The following is a 16,920-nucleotide window of genomic DNA, read 5'->3' as shown; positions in this document are numbered from 1 at the left end:
CGCTCGTCTCCTTTCATTTCTACTTTTTATTCTGCGCTTGCCCGCTAACGGGAACCGAGCGCACCGGTCAATTCGGTCAGCGGCCAGCGCGGGCGCACTTCGATTTCGAGATCGGCACGCTGCCCGGCCTGCAGGCGCAGGCAACCGGCATAAGCGATCATCGCGCCGTTGTCGGTACAGAATTCCTGGCGCGGGTAATACACACTGCAGCCGTCTTCCGCGAGCCGCGCTTCCAGCCGCTGACGCAGCAAGATGTTTGCAGAAACCCCGCCGGCAATCACCAGAGTCTTGCGCTTCGCCTGCTTGAGGGCCCGGCGACACTTGATCACCAGTGTATCCACCACCGCTTCCTGGAAGGCTGCAGCGATATCCGCGCAGGTCTGCTCATCCGGCAAGCCGTCTTCCAGTGCATGCTTTTTCACGGTGGTAAGAGTGAACGTTTTCAGGCCAGAGAAGCTGAAGTCGAGCCCGGGGCGGTCAGTCATCGGGCGCGGGAAGGTAAAGCGCAACGGGTCACCTTTTTCCGCCAGCGCGGCGAGGCGCGGGCCACCGGGGTAATCCAGATCGAGCATTTTGGCCGCTTTGTCGAAAGCCTCACCGGCGGCGTCGTCCAGGGATTCGCCCAGCAACTCGTATTGCCCCAATCCCTGCACGTCCACCAGCTGGGTATGGCCGCCGGAAACCAGCAGTGCCACAAACGGGAATTCCGGCGGGTTATCCTCCAACATCGGGGCTAACAAATGCCCCTCCATATGGTGCACACCGATCGCCGGAACATCCCAGCCGTAGGCAATGGCGCGGCCAGCACAGGCGCCCACCATCAGCGCGCCAATTAAGCCCGGGCCCGCGGTATAGGCCACACCGTCGATATCTTCGGCGCGAGTATTGCTCTGCGCCATCACTTCGCGCACCAGTGGCAACAGTTTGCGCACATGGTCGCGGCTGGCAAGCTCGGGCACCACACCACCGTAGTCTGCGTGCAGTTTTACCTGACTGTAGAGCGTGTGACCAAGCAGACCCTGTTCGCTGTCGTACAGGGCCACTCCGGTTTCATCGCAGGACGTTTCTATTCCGAGTACTCGCACAGTGCCCGACTTTCCTTTAATAGTGACAAATTAACCGAAAAAGCATCAAAACCGGTCAAACTACCGGCGTTAACCCCCGTGCGGGGGCGCTATCATACTCTCACGTGGGCCAGAAATCCGCCGCACTGCACCGAAGTCAGCCCCCTTTGGTTAGGGCGACTATATTTACCGGCCCGGGTAGGGTGTAACCGAGCCAGCGTAGAAACCGTCTATCCAGTCGCAACGCCCGTGTGGCACCGGCTGGCACCGGGTTGGCGCGATTGCATCCACAAGGCTTGCGAAGGCGAAATCATCTGTATAGAATTTGCGCCCTCGCTGTGAACCGGCCTCCGGCTTGTATCTGCGAGATATACATTTTGCCGGATAGGCCCCGCCAGTCCCTGTGCGCGTTACCAGTAGTATTACTAGTAAGTATTGCTTTAGGGATTCTGGCCGAGAGAAACGAATTTTACAGGTAATCTAATGCCCTCAGTACGCATCAAAGACAACGAGCCATTTGACATCGCTCTGCGCCGCTTCAAGCGCTCCTGCGAAAAAGCCGGTGTACTCTCCGAAGTACGTCGTCGCGAGTTTTACGAGAAGCCAACTTCTGTTCGCAAGCGCAAGGCTGCGGCTGCTGTTAAGCGCCACGCCAAGAAAATGCAGCGCGAAAACCGCAAGTTCCAGCGTCTCTACTGAGTTTTGCCGGGCCTGAGCCCGGTCTCTCGCTCACAGCACGCTGACGCGAACGCGGTTCGCGATCTGAAACGGCGCCCGAGGTCACTCGCGCGCCGTTTTCTATTTCTTGCGCTTATTTATCGAAGCCTGGCACTTCAGCCGCTCCCCCCTAGGCGCTATGCTTAGCCGCCTTGTTACCATCTTCCGCAACCAGAACCGGACAACGCCCAATGAGCACACTCAAGGAAACTCTCGCTACTGCTACCAAAGACGCCATGAAGGCCCGCGAAAAGGCACGTCTGGCGACCCTACGCCTGATCAATGCAGAGATTAAGCGCGTGGAGGTCGATGAGCGTATCGAGCTGGACGACGCTCGCATCCTGGCCCTGCTGGACAAAATGACCAAGCAGCGCCGCGACTCCATCACCCAGTATGAAAAGGCCGGCCGCCCGGAGCTTGCCGAAGTGGAGCAGCAGGAAATCAACGTGATCCAGGACTTCCTGCCGGAGCAGCTGAGCGAGGCGGAGATTCAGGAAATCGTAGCCGCGGCAGTCAAAGAAACCGGCGCCGCCAGCATGGCCGACATGGGCAAGGTGATGGCACTGGTGAAGCCGCAGGTACAGGGCCGCGCCGACATGGGCGCAGTAAGCAAGCTGGTAAAGGCCTCCTTCTAACGCCTGTCAGGCAGTTAGATTAACGACCTATGGCAGGCAAGATCCCGCAGTATTTTATCGACGACCTGTTGGCCCGCGCCGACATTGTTCCGGTCGTCGATAGCCGCGTTAAGCTGCGCAAAACCGGGAAAAACTATTCCGCCTGCTGCCCATTTCACGACGAAAAAACCCCCTCCTTTACCGTAAGCCCGGACAAGCAGTTCTATTATTGCTTCGGCTGCGGTGCCAGCGGCAATGCCGTTGGCTTCCTGATGGAATACGACCGCCTGCCATTCCCGGAGGCAGTGGAAAAGCTCGCCGCCAGCCTGAGCCTGGAAGTCCCGCGGGAAAAAATGGATGCGGGCCAGCTCAAGCGCCAACAGGAAAGCCAGTCCCTCTACCAGCTCACAGAAAAGGCCGCGGAGTTCTACCGCGAGAAACTGCGAGACCACAAGGTCTCCACACCCGCCATCACCTACCTGAAGAACCGCGGGTTGTCTGGCGCGATCTGCAAGGAATTCGGTATCGGTCTGGCGCCGCCCGGGTGGGATAACCTGCTGAACCAGCTGGGCACCAGCTCGGAGAAAGCCGCCCAGCTGGAACTTGCCGGGCTGGCGATCCGCCGCCAGGACAGTGACGGCAATGCAGGCAAATCCGAACCCGCCAAGCGCCATCATTACGACCGCTTTCGCAACCGCATCATGTTTCCGATCCGCGACCAGCGCGGGCGCACCATCGCCTTCGGCGGCCGGGTGCTGGGGGACGACAAGCCCAAATACCTGAATTCACCGGAAACCCCGATTTTCCATAAGAGCCGCGAACTCTACGGTCTGTGGGAAGCGCGCCAAGCCAACCGCGAGCTCAAGCGGCTGATCGTGGTGGAAGGCTATATGGATGTGGTGGCACTGGCCCAGTTCGACATCCGCTGCGCCGTCGCCACCCTCGGCACTGCCTGCGGTGAAGACCACATCCAACTGGCGTTCCGCCACACTCAGGAAGTCGTTTTCTGTTTCGATGGCGACAAGGCCGGCCGCACCGCTGCCCGCCGGGCACTGGAAGCCGGCCTGCCGCACATGCAGGACGGCCGCAGCCTGCGCTTTCTGCTACTCCCGGAAGGGGAAGACCCAGACACTCTGGTGCGCCAGATCGGCGGAGAACGCTTCAATCAGCTGATCGATGAGCAGGGCCGTCCACTGGAAGATTTCCTGTTCGACCTACTCGGCGAAGGCATCAATATTCAGACCATGGATGGGCGCGCGCGCCTGTCGAAGGCCGCCGCCCCCTTGCTCGACCGACTGCCCGCCGGCGTCTACCGCCAACTCATGTTCCAGCAACTGGCGCGACGCACCGGCCTCGAACAGGACATGCTGGAAGAGATTATCGCCGCGGAAAAAGCCCGCAGCGCCGAGCTGGCGCGCCAGTCCCAGCCCGCGCCCCAACCTGCAGCGAAGCCAGGAACTACACCAGCGGCCAAGCCGGTATCCGCCCCCTCTGCGGCGCCCGTGGCAAACTCCCCTGCCGGGGAAGCAACTCCGCCACCCTATGGTGACGAAGCGCCACTCGCAGCGACCTACGACGGCCCCCCACCCGACTACGACGAAGGCGGAATACCACAGGACCCTCAGTACTATCCGGAAGAAACCCCGGCAGTCCAGGACGGTCCGCGCCGCCGCAGCGGGCAGTACCGCCTGCCCGCCGAACGCATGCTGATCGCGCTGCTGCTGCACCACCCGCAGCTGGCAGAGACGATCGAGGACAGCAGTCGATTTAGCGCCAGTAACGACTCTGATTTGCGGCTGTTCGGCGAAATTCTGCAGGTTTTGCACAAAAATCCCGGCCTCAACAGCAATCAGCTGTTCGGCCGCTTGCTCAATCTGGAAAGCAAGGAAGCCCGCGAGTTATTGCCGCGCCTCGCCATGAGCCACCCCATTGTCGGCAGCCAGGGCCAGGCGATGGAGTACGACCCGAACACCGAATTCAGCGACTGCCTGCGCACTCTGGACCTCGCCGCCGAACGCGAGCGCAAGCGGGGCCTGCTGGACCAGCTGAAGAGCAACGGCAACCAGTTAAGCGCCGATCAGCTGGCGCTACTGGCGCAATTTCGTCGCAAGCAAGACTGACAACACCGCAAAAGGTTTTCTGTCTTCCCCCCTTGAATTCCCCGCCGCCAGCACCATATACACAGGCCCGCCGTCATTAGCCGGGGGGAAACCAAAGACAAGCGCGCTCGGACCCCCTGAACCACGCCATCTGCCTTGACAGTCATAGTGGTTATTGCTATCGCAAATACGCTATAATCCCGCGTCTTTGTCCAGACAAAAGTCCAGACTATCAATCCCCAGAATTCAGGGTTGTGCATGACCGACAAAACCCAACAGCAAAAAACCACCTCCCGCATTCGAGAACTGATTGCCCGCGGTAAAGAGCAGGGCTACCTCACGTATGCGGAAGTGAATGACCACCTGCCAGAGGACATCTCTGATCCCGATCAGGTGGAAGACATCATCGGCATGATCAACGACATGGGTATCAAGGTGTTTGAACAAGCACCAGATGCCGAAGAACTGTTGATGGCCGAAGGCGACAGCTCCGCTGATGAAATCGCCGCCGCCGAAGCCGCCGCCGCGCTCGCTGCCGTAGAATCCGACGTAGGCCGTACCACCGACCCCGTACGCATGTACATGCGTGAGATGGGCACCGTGGAACTGCTTACCCGCGAAGGCGAAATCGCCATCGCCAAGCGCATCGAAGAAGGCCTGCGTGAACTGATGGCCGCCCTCGCCTACTGGCCGGGTGCCGTGCAGCACATCATCGACGAGTACGCGCTGATCGAGAAAGAAGAGCGCCGCGTCCCCGACGTGATCGCCGGCTGGCTCGACCCTGCCGAAGATGTGCCTCCGGGTGCGCAGGCCGGCCAGGCCGCGCAAGCCAAATCCGAGGACGGCGACGACGATTCTGACGACGAGGAAGAGGAAGAAAACCCCGGCGGTATCGACCCAGAAGAACTCGCCGAGCGCATGAACGCACTGATCGCCGCGCAGAAGAAAGCGGACGCTGCGATCAAAAAGCACGGCCGCGACTCCAAAGAAGCCGGCGCCGCCCTGGAAGCCGTGGGCGAAGTATTCCGTTTCTTCAAACTGGCCCCGCGGCAGTTCGATCCTCTGTACACCGCAGTCCGCGATATTCTCGATGAAGTACGCGCCCAGGAACGTCTGGTGATGAACCTGTGTATCAAGCGTGCCCGCATGCCGCGTAAAACCTTTATCAAGGAATTCCCCGGCAACGAGACCAACGAAGATTGGATCCCGGCGATCATCAAGAAGAAGCGCGACTACTCGGACGCGCTGCGCCAGGTATCCGAAGAAATCCAGCGTGCACAACGCAAGTTGCAACACGCTCAGGACAAGGCGCAACTGGACGTTGGCCAGATCAAAGAGATCAACCGTCGCATGTCCATCGGTGAGGCTCGCTCTCGCCGCGCCAAAAAAGAAATGGTTGAGGCCAACCTGCGTCTGGTTATTTCTATCGCCAAGAAATACACCAACCGCGGCCTGCAGTTCCTGGACCTGATTCAGGAAGGCAACATCGGCCTGATGAAGGCGGTAGACAAGTTCGAATACCGCCGCGGTTACAAGTTCTCCACCTATGCAACCTGGTGGATTCGCCAGGCGATCACCCGCTCTATTGCCGATCAGGCGCGCACCATCCGTATTCCGGTGCATATGATTGAGACCATCAACAAGCTCAATCGTATCAGCCGTCAGATGCTGCAGGAGATGGGCCGTGAGCCGACCCCGGAAGAGCTGGGCGAACGCATGGAAATGCCGGAAGACAAGGTACGCAAAGTCCTGAAGATCGCCAAAGAACCGATCTCCATGGAAACGCCGATCGGCGATGATGAAGACTCCCATCTGGGCGACTTTATCGAAGACCAGAACCAGTCTTCCCCGGTGGACACCGCGACCTCCACAGGCTTGCACGATGCAACCCGCTCTGTGCTGGGCGGCCTGACCGCACGGGAAGCGAAGGTACTGCGCATGCGCTTTGGTATCGATATGAACACCGACCACACCCTCGAGGAAGTGGGCAAGCAGTTCGACGTTACCCGTGAGCGTATCCGTCAGATCGAAGCCAAGGCACTGCGCAAACTTCGCCACCCTTCGCGCTCCGAGCACCTGCGCAGCTTCTTGGACGAGTAACTTTCCATCACGGAAATGTTGTCCATACTTGAAAAAGCCCGGCTCGCCGGGCTTTTTTGTGGGCCACGATTTTATTGCAAACGGATGAACATCCACGGCAACGGAGCATCAGAAAAACAATGGAAGAGCAGTTTGTGAACAAACCCGGAAAAACCGGCATCTCCCGCCTAATCGACGCCACCGAGTATTCCCGTCAGGGGCTACTCGCAACCTGGCGCAACGAAGCAGCCTTTCGCCAGGAAGTCTCCCTCTCGATTATCCTGATCCCTGCCGCCCTGTGGCTCGGTGAATCCGGTGTCGAGCGCGCTCTGCTGATCGGCGTCACCCTGCTGGTGATGATCGTCGAGCTGATGAACAGTGCAGTGGAGGCCGTGGTCGACCGGATTGGCCCGGAGAAGCACCCGCTGTCGAAAATTGCCAAAGACACGGGCTCCGCCGCGGTTTCCATATCCCTGCTGTTGTGGGTCAGCACCTGGGCCTGCATCCTACTGCCGCGCTGGCTCGGCTGAGCCATTGCCAATGGATGACCGGGCGAATTAGCCCGACAAAATTCGTGACCGCCGGGCGTCAGGCCCGGCAATCCTACCCGCTCCGACCTAAACTCCCTGCACTGACGTACCTAATTGGTACCCCCTAAATAAAGCGCAACGGATATGCGCCCAGTAATAAGTTCAGGGATGGAACCATGCTGTATTCTCGGGTGACCCGCGATATTGGCGCGGGCACAGCGGCGGCATTGCTGGCACCGCTTCTCACAACACTCCTGCTCCTACCGTTTAGTGCAAACGCCCAAATTCAGTTAGATGGTGGCGACAACCAATACATTCTCGAAGCCGATGACAACGCCGCGAGCAACAACACGCTGCTAATCGATGGCGGCAATGGTTTCGATACACTAACCCTGCGCGATGTCGTTATCAGCAACCCCGCCCGCCTGCAGCGCTGGGAGTCCATTGCGCTGGACGGCGCCAGCCGACTCACGCTCGACACCACGCTGGTCCTCGGCGATGACGGCGACCACCCGGGCCGGCTGCGCATCGGCAGTGACAGCACCCTCGCGTTGCCACACCTGGGCGCCGCAATCATTCCCTACCGCGACCAGCGCCTCAGCCTTATTAACCATGGCGTCATCGACATGCGCGGTTCCACCGCCAATCAACTGCTGGTGCAGGGGGATTACAGCGGCACCGGTATCATCCACATGGATATGATCGCAGGTGATGACGACAGCCTCGCCGATCGCCTGATCCTGAATGGCGGCCACGCCAGCGGTAGCACGCAGCTGGTTTTCGATCGCTTTTCCGGAAACGGCGCGGATACCATCGACGGGATTCTCGTCGTCGAAACCACCGGCGGCGCTACCACCGCCAGTGGCGCGTTTTACATGGACAGCCCCATATCCGCCGGGCCCTACGAGTATTTTCTGTTCCGCGGCGCCCGCAACCCCGAAGACAGCGATAACTGGTTTCTACGCTCCAACCTGCTTCCCGTCGATGCCGGGGGCGATGAGTCAGATGGCCTCAACCTAAGAGCGAGTTCCGGCACAGCAGATATCGAAACCGGCGCCTCCCCTGCCGCTGCCCCCCTACTGAATCTTGCCGCTGCGAACACAATCACCGAGCCTCTGCCCCTCTACCGCCCCGAAGTACCGCTGTACGCCCAGGCAAAATCCCTCGCGCGCCTAACCTCCCTGCAGGAGATCGGCAGTTATCACAAACGGCGAGGCGAACAGCGCAGCTGGTTTGACGGGATCAACCAGGAGTGGGCGCGCGTGCACCACACCCGCGCCGACTACAACTGGCGTGGCGATGTGGATAACCGCTTCGACGGCAACATCTCCGGCTTTCAGGTGGGCAAGAACTTCTGGGCAGGCCCCACCTGTACCGGTGGGGCGCGGGAAATGGGGCTATTTGTCGGCAGTACCCGCACCAGCGGTGATGTCACCGGCTTCGCCCGCGGCTTTAACAACTTCGACGCCGGACGCAACCAACTCACCAGCCACCACCTCGGCTACTACTTCAACGACTACCGGCCCAATATGGGCTATTTCGACTTCACCGCCAAAGTCGCCTACGTGAAGCTGCACAGCCAATCCACTCGCGGCATCGGCGATACCATCACCGGCCCACAGCTCACCCTCTCCATGGAAAAGGGCTTTACCTGGCAAGTCAGCGAATCGCTGAATTTGGAGCCGCAACTGCAGGCGGTAGTGAATTACACCAACTTCTCAGCGTATGAAGATGGTATTTCGTGGGTGGATCCGGACAAGACCCCGGAAGCCAATTTTCGCGCCGGCATCCGCGGTTACAACGTCGACAGCCAGTGGCTCGATGGTAATTTGCGGCTCTACCTGTTCGGCAACCTGTGGCACACCCTCGGCGGTAACGATCAGTTGGTGTACAACCTGGACCAGCAAACCGACCTTGAGCGCGAGGCCACCTGGGGCGAGTTTGGCGCTGGCGTAGTGCTACTCGAGAGCCAGTACGGCAGCGCCTTTATTAACGTGGGCTACCAGACTTCACTGGACGGCCTGAACTGGTCCGGGGGCAATGCCAGCCTCGGCTTCAACTGGGCATGGTAAGAATCGGGGCCGCATGGCGAAACTGCCCCAGAGCGTTGATTTAACGAAGAAAATCGAGTACTTTGCCAACCCGTTCGCAGGTCCCTGCGAACGCCTGTGGGGGCCTTTAGCTCAGTTGGTTAGAGCATCCGACTCATAATCGGCAGGTCCTGGGTTCAAGTCCCGGAAGGCCCACCATTTTCCTGAGCGCATTCTCGTTAGTACCTGACACTTTGCCTGCTCCTAGACCGTGGCCATCCGGCGATGACTAACAACACCTACCTGCCCCGTACAACCTCAGCTTTTGTAACATCCTGATGGCGCCACCCCGGCGGCTTGGCTAAATAGAGAAGTGCGATGAGTAGGTTTGGGGCCGCCAACATTTTTCTTCCCATATCGACCATCCCTGCAAAGAATATTTTTAACGGATTAACGCTATTGATTGGCGAGGAAACGCCGTAAACGACCTTCTCCGTTTCTTCGGCAAAGGTGCCAAACAACCTATCCCAGATAATAAAAATACCCGCGTAATTCTTATCGATGTATTGCGGATTGGAGCCATGGTGTACGCGATGATGAGAAGGCGTATTGAAGATTACCTCAACTTGCCGCGGCAATTTTTTCACCGCCTCTGTGTGCAGCAACGTCTGGTACAGCTGCACAAGCAACTCGGCGAATAGAACCAGCAGTGGATTAAACCCAAGTAATACCAGTGGCAGGTAGAAAAATATGGGGATAAGGCTGTCCAACGGGCCGAAACGATAGGCAACAGAAATATTAAAGTGCGGCGAGCTGTGGTGAACGGTATGTGTAGCCCAACCAATGCCAACCCGGTGAGTAAAACGGTGCTCCCAGTAATAGGCAAAATCGGCGAGGACAACCGCAAGCAGAATCGTCAGCGGGTTAACCGCAAACGTAAACAACCGCCATTCATCGTAAACGTAATAAAACACATTCAGATAGATTACGCCGATCGCAAGCGTAACCCCAATGAAGAAGGCAAAAGTCACAAAGTTAGCCAGTGTATCGCCCAGCAGACTTCGCGTTACCTGTTTTCTGACTGCGTACAATGCGAGCTCGAGCATGAGAAAGGCAATTGAGGCAGCGAACACCCAATCGCCCAACAAAGCCTCCCATCGATACAGTTCGGCATCACTGATCACTTGTGTAAAAAACGCCACGGCCAATACCCCGCTCACTCGATATAAAAGGTCTTGAGAGAAACAGTTTTCGCTTCCGTACCAATGGTAAATGCCGAACGCTTGAAGCTGGGCGTCTGCCAAAGGTGACGCGCGTTAGAGAAACCCCAACCTTCCAATGGCTCACTTCCGGAGCTGTCGAACTGCTGATTGCCATTCGCATCGTGATAAAAGTGCACGGCGTATTCACCTTGCGGAAGATCCGCCAGGGTAAATGCAATCAACACCGGCTTTGGCGATATTGCGGGACTCAACTGGCGGGAAACCGTCGCAAAGGCGCCATTGGCATCGTAAGTTTCAAAAGGCATGGCCTCCCGGTAGATTGCCGCGTGGACATAACCCCCACGACTGCCGTCGATACCGTTCAACTGCACAGTCAAATCGGTCGCCTGAACCTTGCTCGTGAGCAGCCATACCGCTACCACCGCCAAGCTCCGCACAATGCCACTTTGCATTTCACACCCCCGTAAATTGTCAAACGTGATAATTTACAAAGTAACGAGCGAATGATAGATTGTCAATACTGATAATTTATAGGTGAGAGCGGTATCTTTGCCATGCCCAGACCCAGCGTCAAAAAAGAGCGAACAGAAGAGATCATGCTGGCATTTGAGCGTTGCGTGACGCGTTACGGCGTGGAGGGCTCGACACTGGAACGGCTGGCGGAGGAATCTGGCCTACAGAGAAGCCTGATCCGCCATTATGCGGGAAACCGCGACGACCTGATTATGGCTTTGTTGGAACGCTATCTCACACAATCCCAGCAACAGAGCCAGTTACTGTTTGCGGCTTTACCGGCAGAAAAACCGGCACAGGCCTTTATCGAATATCTGTTTGACGATTACTACTCGGACAGCTCCAGTGCGCTGCTCGCCAACGCCCTGTTCAATGCAGCTGCGACCATACCGGAACTCGCCGCTCCGCTTAAAGCCGCCACTGACGACTTTATCGAGGCGCTCACCCAACTGTTGCAGCAAACGCACCCACACTGCGAAAGTGACGATCGATACGCCGTGGCCAGTGGTATCGTTGGCATCTACTTCAATATCGAATCCGTCGCACACCTTGGCGATACGCGTAAGTGGCGCACCGCATCTAAGCGGAGCGCCCATTTGCTACTGAGTGCGTTAGATACCCTTTCAGAAATTTAAAATTTAACAAGAAGCCTCCACGGCGAACAAATGCCGACACGGGCCCAAAGCCATCGGGTTACCTAAAAGAAAAATGCCGCGGGTTCTTGCGTCAACCTTGCGGCATTTTGCACCTCACTTAATGGTGATTTTATTGGCTAGACAGCCTGATTCACCTCAGGCTTTTTACGTAAAATTAATACCCCCAGCGCAACCACTGTCACCAGTAACGGAGCAAACGACACCCACAGTACGGTATTCCAGCCGTAGGCGCTGAGCAGTCCGCCCGAGGCAAACGAGCCCAATGCCATCAGCCCAAACACAATAAAGTCGTTGAGGGATTGCACATGGGTTTTCTCGCTATCGCTGTGGCATTCGAGCACCAGTGCCGAGGCGCCGAGAAAACCGAAGTTCCACCCCAGCCCCAGCAAAACCAGCGTTACCCAGAAGTGCATCACCTCGACTCCCGCCAGCCCCACCGCGGCGGAGACACCGATCAGCAGCAGGCCCACCATCATCACCCGCTCTGCGCCAAAGCGCGCGATCAAGCTGCCGGTAAAAAAGCTTGGGCCAAACATGGCGATGACATGCCACTGCAGTCCGAGGTTGGAGGATTCAGTAGAATGCCCATGCATGTGCATGGCGAGCGGAGCCGCGGTCATCAAGAAATTCATCAGCGTGTAGGAGATGGCCCCACACGCGGCGGCGGCAATAAAGCGCGGCTGACGCGCGATCAGTGAGAGGGGCCGGCCACCGCTGGCGGCACTTGCAGACGGCATGGGCAATCGCACACCGAACAGGATGATCGCCGACAGCGCCGCGACCAGTGCCTGCGCAAGAAAGGTAACGGCAAATACGTGGCCGGCCCATAAATCCATGGTCCAGGTCACCAGCTGCGGGCCAACCACACCGGCGGCAACACCGCCGGCCATCACCATGGATAGTGCCCGTGCCTTGCGGCTGGGTGCTACCGCATCCGCCGCGGCAAAGCGGAATTGCAAGACAACCGCCGCGTAGGCTCCACCAAACATTGTCGAGCCACAGAACAGCCAGAAACCGGTGACGCCGCCAACCAGGATTGCATAGGTGCCGAGCAAACCCGCGAGCACACCGGCACCGGCGCCCAACAGGAATGCTGCGCGTCGCCCGTAGCGCCCGGCAATCGCACCCACCGGCAAAATACACAGCGCCATGCCCACCACAAAGACCGACAGGGGCAAGGTTGCCAGCCAGGATACCGGTGCCAGCTCGGCACCAACGATCGCGCCGGTGGCATAGGCCACCACCGAGTTGGCTCCCGCCAGGGCCTGGGCGATGGTTAATCGCCAAATATTGCCGCGTTGTTCGCGCTCACTCAGTCGCGAGGGGTTATGCGTGAGCGCATCGCCCGCCTGCCCCACCTGTTCGGTTACATCATTCATACATCAGTACTTCCATACCCGGTTGGGCGCCACACCTTGGCGACAAAAAATCCTTCCGCTAAACCGCATCGAATATACCAAAGCCCGTATCACAAGCACTATCGTCATAAGCACTATCGCCACAAACACTATCACCATAGAGGCATAGGCATACTGCGCCGCATTCAACCTGCCCACCGGTAACTCATGCTAAAGTGGCAGGTTTAACCCTAAGTACCGGCAGAAAAAACCGTACCGGAGAGCCCAACTTGGTCCGTTTCACCCTCAATAACGTTCGCAATATGGTGGACCCGCGCGCATTCGAGCGCGGTGAGGAATATTTCCAGCGCGGGCGGGTGCAGGAGGCCTACTGGGACCAGGACGCCGAAATCTACCGCGGTCGCGTCAAAGGCTCGGCGCGTTTTGTTTACCGGGTTGAGCTGGATGTGGAGCGCGGCCGTTTGGTAGGGCTTTGCTCCTGCCCGGTGGCACTTAATTGCAAGCATGCAGTCGCCGTTGCGCTGGAACTGCTGAACAAGGAACAGCAGGTAGATTCGGCAGACAGCGGCTCGAATAGCGAAAGTGCCGCAGCTGAAGCCGGCACAGCCCCATGGAAGCAGTGGCTGTCCGAGCTACCCGGCGCACCGCGCACCGAGGTGCAGCCACTCGAGCACGGCCAGCACTACTTGTTGTATGTACTGGAACAGAACACCCAGGGGCAACTGCAGTTATCCACCAAGAAAGGCTATCTGAAGAAAGACGGCAGCTGGAGCCAGTTGCGCTATTTCACCCAGGAAACCAACCGCCTTGGCTGGAACCGCCCCAGCCACCTGCTAGACGAAGACGTCACCATCCTGCAATTGCTACCCCGTGTTAGCGCCAGCGGCAGGCTCGAACTCTCTGGCGAGCCCGGCCGGCGCGCCCTGCCCTACCTGCTCGATAGCAAACGCTTTTATTTCGAAGAAGAGCGTATTCAAAGGGGCCCTGCCCGCGCGCTGCAATGGACGTGGCAGCCAGAGCAAGATGGCAAGCTACAACTGACCGCGAGCCTCGACGGGCTAGACAAGGGTAACTGGGACATAATCCCAACCAACCCACCCTGCTATCTGGATACAGAGCGCGCGCGTCTCGGCGATATCGCCACACCGCTGCCAACTTCCCAATTATTACACCTGCTAGCGATGCCCGCGGTGCCCGCGAGCGACGTCGGCCTGATGTCCGTGGAACTGCGCCAGCGCGTGCCACTGGAACAATTGCCACTGCCGGTAGAGCCCTCGCTCACTGTGGTGCGCACCTTTACCCCCCACATCACTCTGGTGGGGTGTGACTTCGACCACTACAAGCTCCCGGCCCTGAAACTGCACTTCGACTACGGCGGCTTTGCCCTCGCCCCCAGCTACAGCCGGCACTATGCGGGCCAGGAAATTACCCAAGAGCAAGGTGGCGACTACATTCGGATTATTCGCGACGAAGAGGCCGAACAGCGCTGCCGTGATCGAATACACGAGCAGGGCCTCTACCTGATTCCGGAAAACCTCGGTGGCCAGGAAGAAGTCTGGATTCTGGATGCCACCAAGCCCGAGAAAATTTTCCAGCGCTGGAGTGCGCTACTGCGGGAACAACTGCCCGAATGGCGAAAACTGGGCTGGGTAATCGGTACCGACAGCAGCTACCGGTTTGATATTGCCCGCGCTGAAATTGCCATTGAACTCACCGATCGTGACAACAATTGGTTTGATATGGGGCTGGACCTGACACTGCCCAACGGGCAACAGTGGCCCATCGTCGATTTGGTTGAGCAATGGCTGGAACAGGACGCACCGAATGAACTGAGCCTGATTGTCGATGGTGACTGGGTCAGCGTAAATACGCGGCCGCTGCAAAGTATTCGCAGCCTGCTGTTCGATTTGCTGAAGGAAAAAAAGCTGGATAAACCCATCCCGCTGCCCGCCTTCCAGGCAGTACAGTTCGCGGATATCGACAAACTGGACGACGCGCACGCGCCGAATATTCACCAGCTAAAAGAAACCCTGCGGGATTTTTCCGGGCTGCCCAATATCCCCAAGCCACTGAATCTGCACGCAACGCTGCGGCCCTACCAGCACGATGGCCTGAACTGGCTGGCATTCCTGCAGGGCTACGGTTTCGGAGGTATTCTTGCGGACGACATGGGGCTGGGTAAGACCCTGCAAACCCTGGCACTGATTCAGCACATGAAGGAAAGCGGTAGCCTCACCGCGCCGGCACTGGTCATCGCCCCAACCAGCCTCACCGGCAACTGGGTGCATGAAGCGGCGAAGTTTACCCCAGAGTTACAGGTAACGCTGATTCACGGCCCCCACCGTGAAACCGCCTTTACCCAGATCGCCCACAGCGATCTAGTCATCACTACTTACCCCCTGCTGGCCCGCGATTACGAACACTACCGAGACCACGCATTTAGCGTGCTGGTGCTGGACGAAGCTCAGGCCATCAAAAACCCCAACACCAAGGTTGCCGAGCATGTGCGCCGTATCCGCAGTGCCACCCGCCTGTGCCTGTCCGGCACGCCGCTGGAAAACCACCTCGGCGAACTCTGGGCACTGATGGATTTTGCCCTGCCTGGATTGCTCGGTGGCGCCAAGGCATTCCAGCAGGCATACCGCAATCCCATCGAAAATCATGGCGACCACGAGCGGCAACAAGAACTCGCCCGCAAGGTACGCCCGTTTATGCTGCGGCGCACAAAATCTGAAGTGGTCGCTGACCTGCCGCCGAAAACGGAATCCATGCAATATGTGGAGCTGGGGAGCAAGCAGCGCAGTCTGTATGAAAGCGTGCGCATCAGTATGGAAAAGCGTATCCGCGACCTGGTCGCAAGCCAGGGGCTAGGAAAAAGCCAGATCGAGTTTCTCGATGCCCTGCTAAAGCTTCGCCAGACCTGCATCGACCCTCGACTGGTCAAGCTGGAAATGGCGGCGGGTATTCAGGAAAGTGCCAAGCTCAACTGGCTGGAAGAGAACCTGCCGCAGTTGCTGGAAGAAGGCCGCAGTATTCTGATCTTCTCCCAGTTTACCCAGGTGCTAAAACTGATCGAGCAACAGCTCGACGAACAACAGGTCGAGTACGCGAAACTTACCGGCCAGACTCGCAACCGGCAGCAAGCAATAGATCGTTTTCAAAATGGTGAGGTGCGGGTATTTTTGATCAGCCTCAAGGCTGGAGGTGCAGGACTAAACCTGACTGCAGCGGATGTAGTGATCCATATGGACCCCTGGTGGAATCCCGCGGTAGAAAACCAGGCTACAGACCGCGCTCACCGCATCGGTCAGGACAAACCGGTATTTGTGTACAAACTCATTGCGGCCGATACGGTAGAGGAACGCATCCAGAAAATGCAGCAGCACAAGCAAGCGCTGGCGGATGCCCTGTTTGATGCCACGCAGGCACAGCAGCTGCCAAAAAGTGGCGAAGAACTTTTGGGATTACTTTCGTGAAATCAGGCCGAGTAAATTAAACGGGAAAAACGGCACGCAAATTACTGAGTGCCATTTACAGGCTGTCATCCTTATCCAAGCTTTGCAGCTGCGTCTCCAGTGCCCGCAGTAGAATACCAGTTACCCAGTCCGCCACTACTTTTTCAAGATACATACCTGATCACCGTAATAGTTGTTGCCATAGTTGCATTCAATGTTGCACTCGGTCTCAGCGGCTGCAGGTAACTCTGTAATTAGCATGGGTGTCGTGGAATTTTTCATTTTTGCTCTCGCTCTTTCTTAATCTGTTCGTCGTGTATTCGCGAAACTAAGACTAAGAATAGACCCAAAGTCACCATAGCGATAATCAAATATAGCTTTCGCGATGATTGCCGAAGGCTATATCTATGGGCGGGCAATTGCTGGTAAATCCGTGAACCTGCTTTCAGGCGACGGGAACTTGCGGTGAGTCTCAGGGAAAATGGCATTTGTGCGCACATTGGGCATGTGGCGGCTGGTCCCTCGTTTTTTACACTACAGTTAAAACGTGGCCGCGCAGACTTTCCGTATCTTTCCCCTGGT

General features: G+C 57.8%; 12 protein-coding genes and 1 tRNA gene. 9 read left to right on the top strand and 4 right to left on the bottom strand.

All coding sequences use genetic code 11. The features are described from left to right. Positions 1-44: 44 nt before the first annotated feature. A complete protein-coding gene (gene tsaD, locus Mag101_RS01955) occupies positions 45-1,085 on the bottom strand; it encodes a tRNA (adenosine(37)-N6)-threonylcarbamoyltransferase complex transferase subunit TsaD (protein ID WP_077400045.1) in 1,041 nt (346 codons plus the stop codon). Between the two features lie 462 nt (positions 1,086-1,547). Here tsaD and rpsU point away from each other — a divergent pair, with 462 nt between their 5' ends. The 7 genes from rpsU to Mag101_RS01920 all read left to right on the top strand — a co-directional run bounded on the left by rpsU (position 1,548) and on the right by Mag101_RS01920 (position 9,352). Continuing rightward, positions 1,548-1,763, top strand: coding sequence for a 30S ribosomal protein S21 (rpsU, locus tag Mag101_RS01950; protein ID WP_010133379.1), 216 nt, complete (start codon positions 1,548-1,550; stop codon positions 1,761-1,763). Positions 1,764-1,972: 209 nt separating this feature from the next. Beyond that, positions 1,973-2,416: a GatB/YqeY domain-containing protein gene (locus Mag101_RS01945; RefSeq protein WP_077400043.1), complete on the top strand. Its 444-nt coding sequence runs from the start codon at positions 1,973-1,975 to the stop codon at positions 2,414-2,416. A 29-nt stretch (positions 2,417-2,445) separates the two neighbouring features. Next, a complete protein-coding gene (gene dnaG, locus Mag101_RS01940) occupies positions 2,446-4,515 on the top strand; it encodes a DNA primase (RefSeq protein WP_077400040.1) in 2,070 nt (689 codons plus the stop codon). A gap of 237 nt (positions 4,516-4,752) precedes the next feature. Continuing rightward, positions 4,753-6,594 (top strand): RNA polymerase sigma factor RpoD, encoded by a 1,842-nt coding sequence (rpoD, locus tag Mag101_RS01935; protein WP_077400037.1) that lies wholly within the window; start codon positions 4,753-4,755, stop codon positions 6,592-6,594. A 119-nt stretch (positions 6,595-6,713) separates the two neighbouring features. Continuing rightward, positions 6,714-7,103, top strand: a complete 390-nt coding sequence (locus Mag101_RS01930; RefSeq protein WP_077400034.1) for a diacylglycerol kinase — start codon at positions 6,714-6,716, stop codon at positions 7,101-7,103. A gap of 176 nt (positions 7,104-7,279) precedes the next feature. Further along, entirely contained in the window at positions 7,280-9,175 is a 1,896-nt protein-coding gene (locus Mag101_RS01925) for an autotransporter outer membrane beta-barrel domain-containing protein (protein ID WP_077400031.1), read from the top strand. A gap of 100 nt (positions 9,176-9,275) precedes the next feature. Next, positions 9,276-9,352, top strand: a tRNA-Ile gene (locus Mag101_RS01920). An 80-nt stretch (positions 9,353-9,432) separates the two neighbouring features. Here Mag101_RS01920 and Mag101_RS01915 read toward each other — a convergent pair. Together Mag101_RS01915 and Mag101_RS01910 are read right to left on the bottom strand one after the other, a co-directional pair. Further along, positions 9,433-10,335, bottom strand: coding sequence for a sterol desaturase family protein (locus tag Mag101_RS01915; RefSeq protein ID WP_077407984.1), 903 nt, complete (start codon positions 10,333-10,335; stop codon positions 9,433-9,435). A gap of 14 nt (positions 10,336-10,349) precedes the next feature. Next, positions 10,350-10,808 carry a DUF2141 domain-containing protein gene (locus Mag101_RS01910; protein WP_077400027.1) on the bottom strand — a complete coding sequence of 153 codons (459 nt, stop codon included), beginning with the start codon at positions 10,806-10,808 and terminating at the stop codon, positions 10,350-10,352. Positions 10,809-10,910: 102 nt separating this feature from the next. On the opposite strand from Mag101_RS01910, the gene Mag101_RS01905 reads away from it, so the two are divergent. Next, on the top strand, positions 10,911-11,504 hold the full coding sequence (locus Mag101_RS01905; protein WP_157520118.1) for a TetR/AcrR family transcriptional regulator: 594 nt from the start codon (positions 10,911-10,913) through the stop codon (positions 11,502-11,504). A gap of 137 nt (positions 11,505-11,641) precedes the next feature. Here Mag101_RS01905 and Mag101_RS01900 read toward each other — a convergent pair whose 3' ends face one another. Continuing rightward, complete coding sequence (locus Mag101_RS01900; RefSeq protein ID WP_077400021.1) at positions 11,642-12,904, bottom strand: MFS transporter; 1,263 nt, start codon at positions 12,902-12,904, stop codon at positions 11,642-11,644. Positions 12,905-13,152: 248 nt separating this feature from the next. Here Mag101_RS01900 and Mag101_RS01895 point away from each other — a divergent pair, with 248 nt between their 5' ends. Next, a complete protein-coding gene (locus Mag101_RS01895) occupies positions 13,153-16,359 on the top strand; it encodes a DEAD/DEAH box helicase (RefSeq protein ID WP_077400018.1) in 3,207 nt (1,068 codons plus the stop codon). Positions 16,360-16,920: the final 561 nt, after the last annotated feature.

The organism is Microbulbifer agarilyticus (assembly GCF_001999945.1).
Lineage (GTDB): Bacteria > Pseudomonadota > Gammaproteobacteria > Pseudomonadales > Cellvibrionaceae > Microbulbifer > Microbulbifer agarilyticus_A.
The sequence above is the reverse complement of the archived record's forward strand: the minus strand, read 5'-3'. Positions and strand labels throughout refer to the sequence as shown.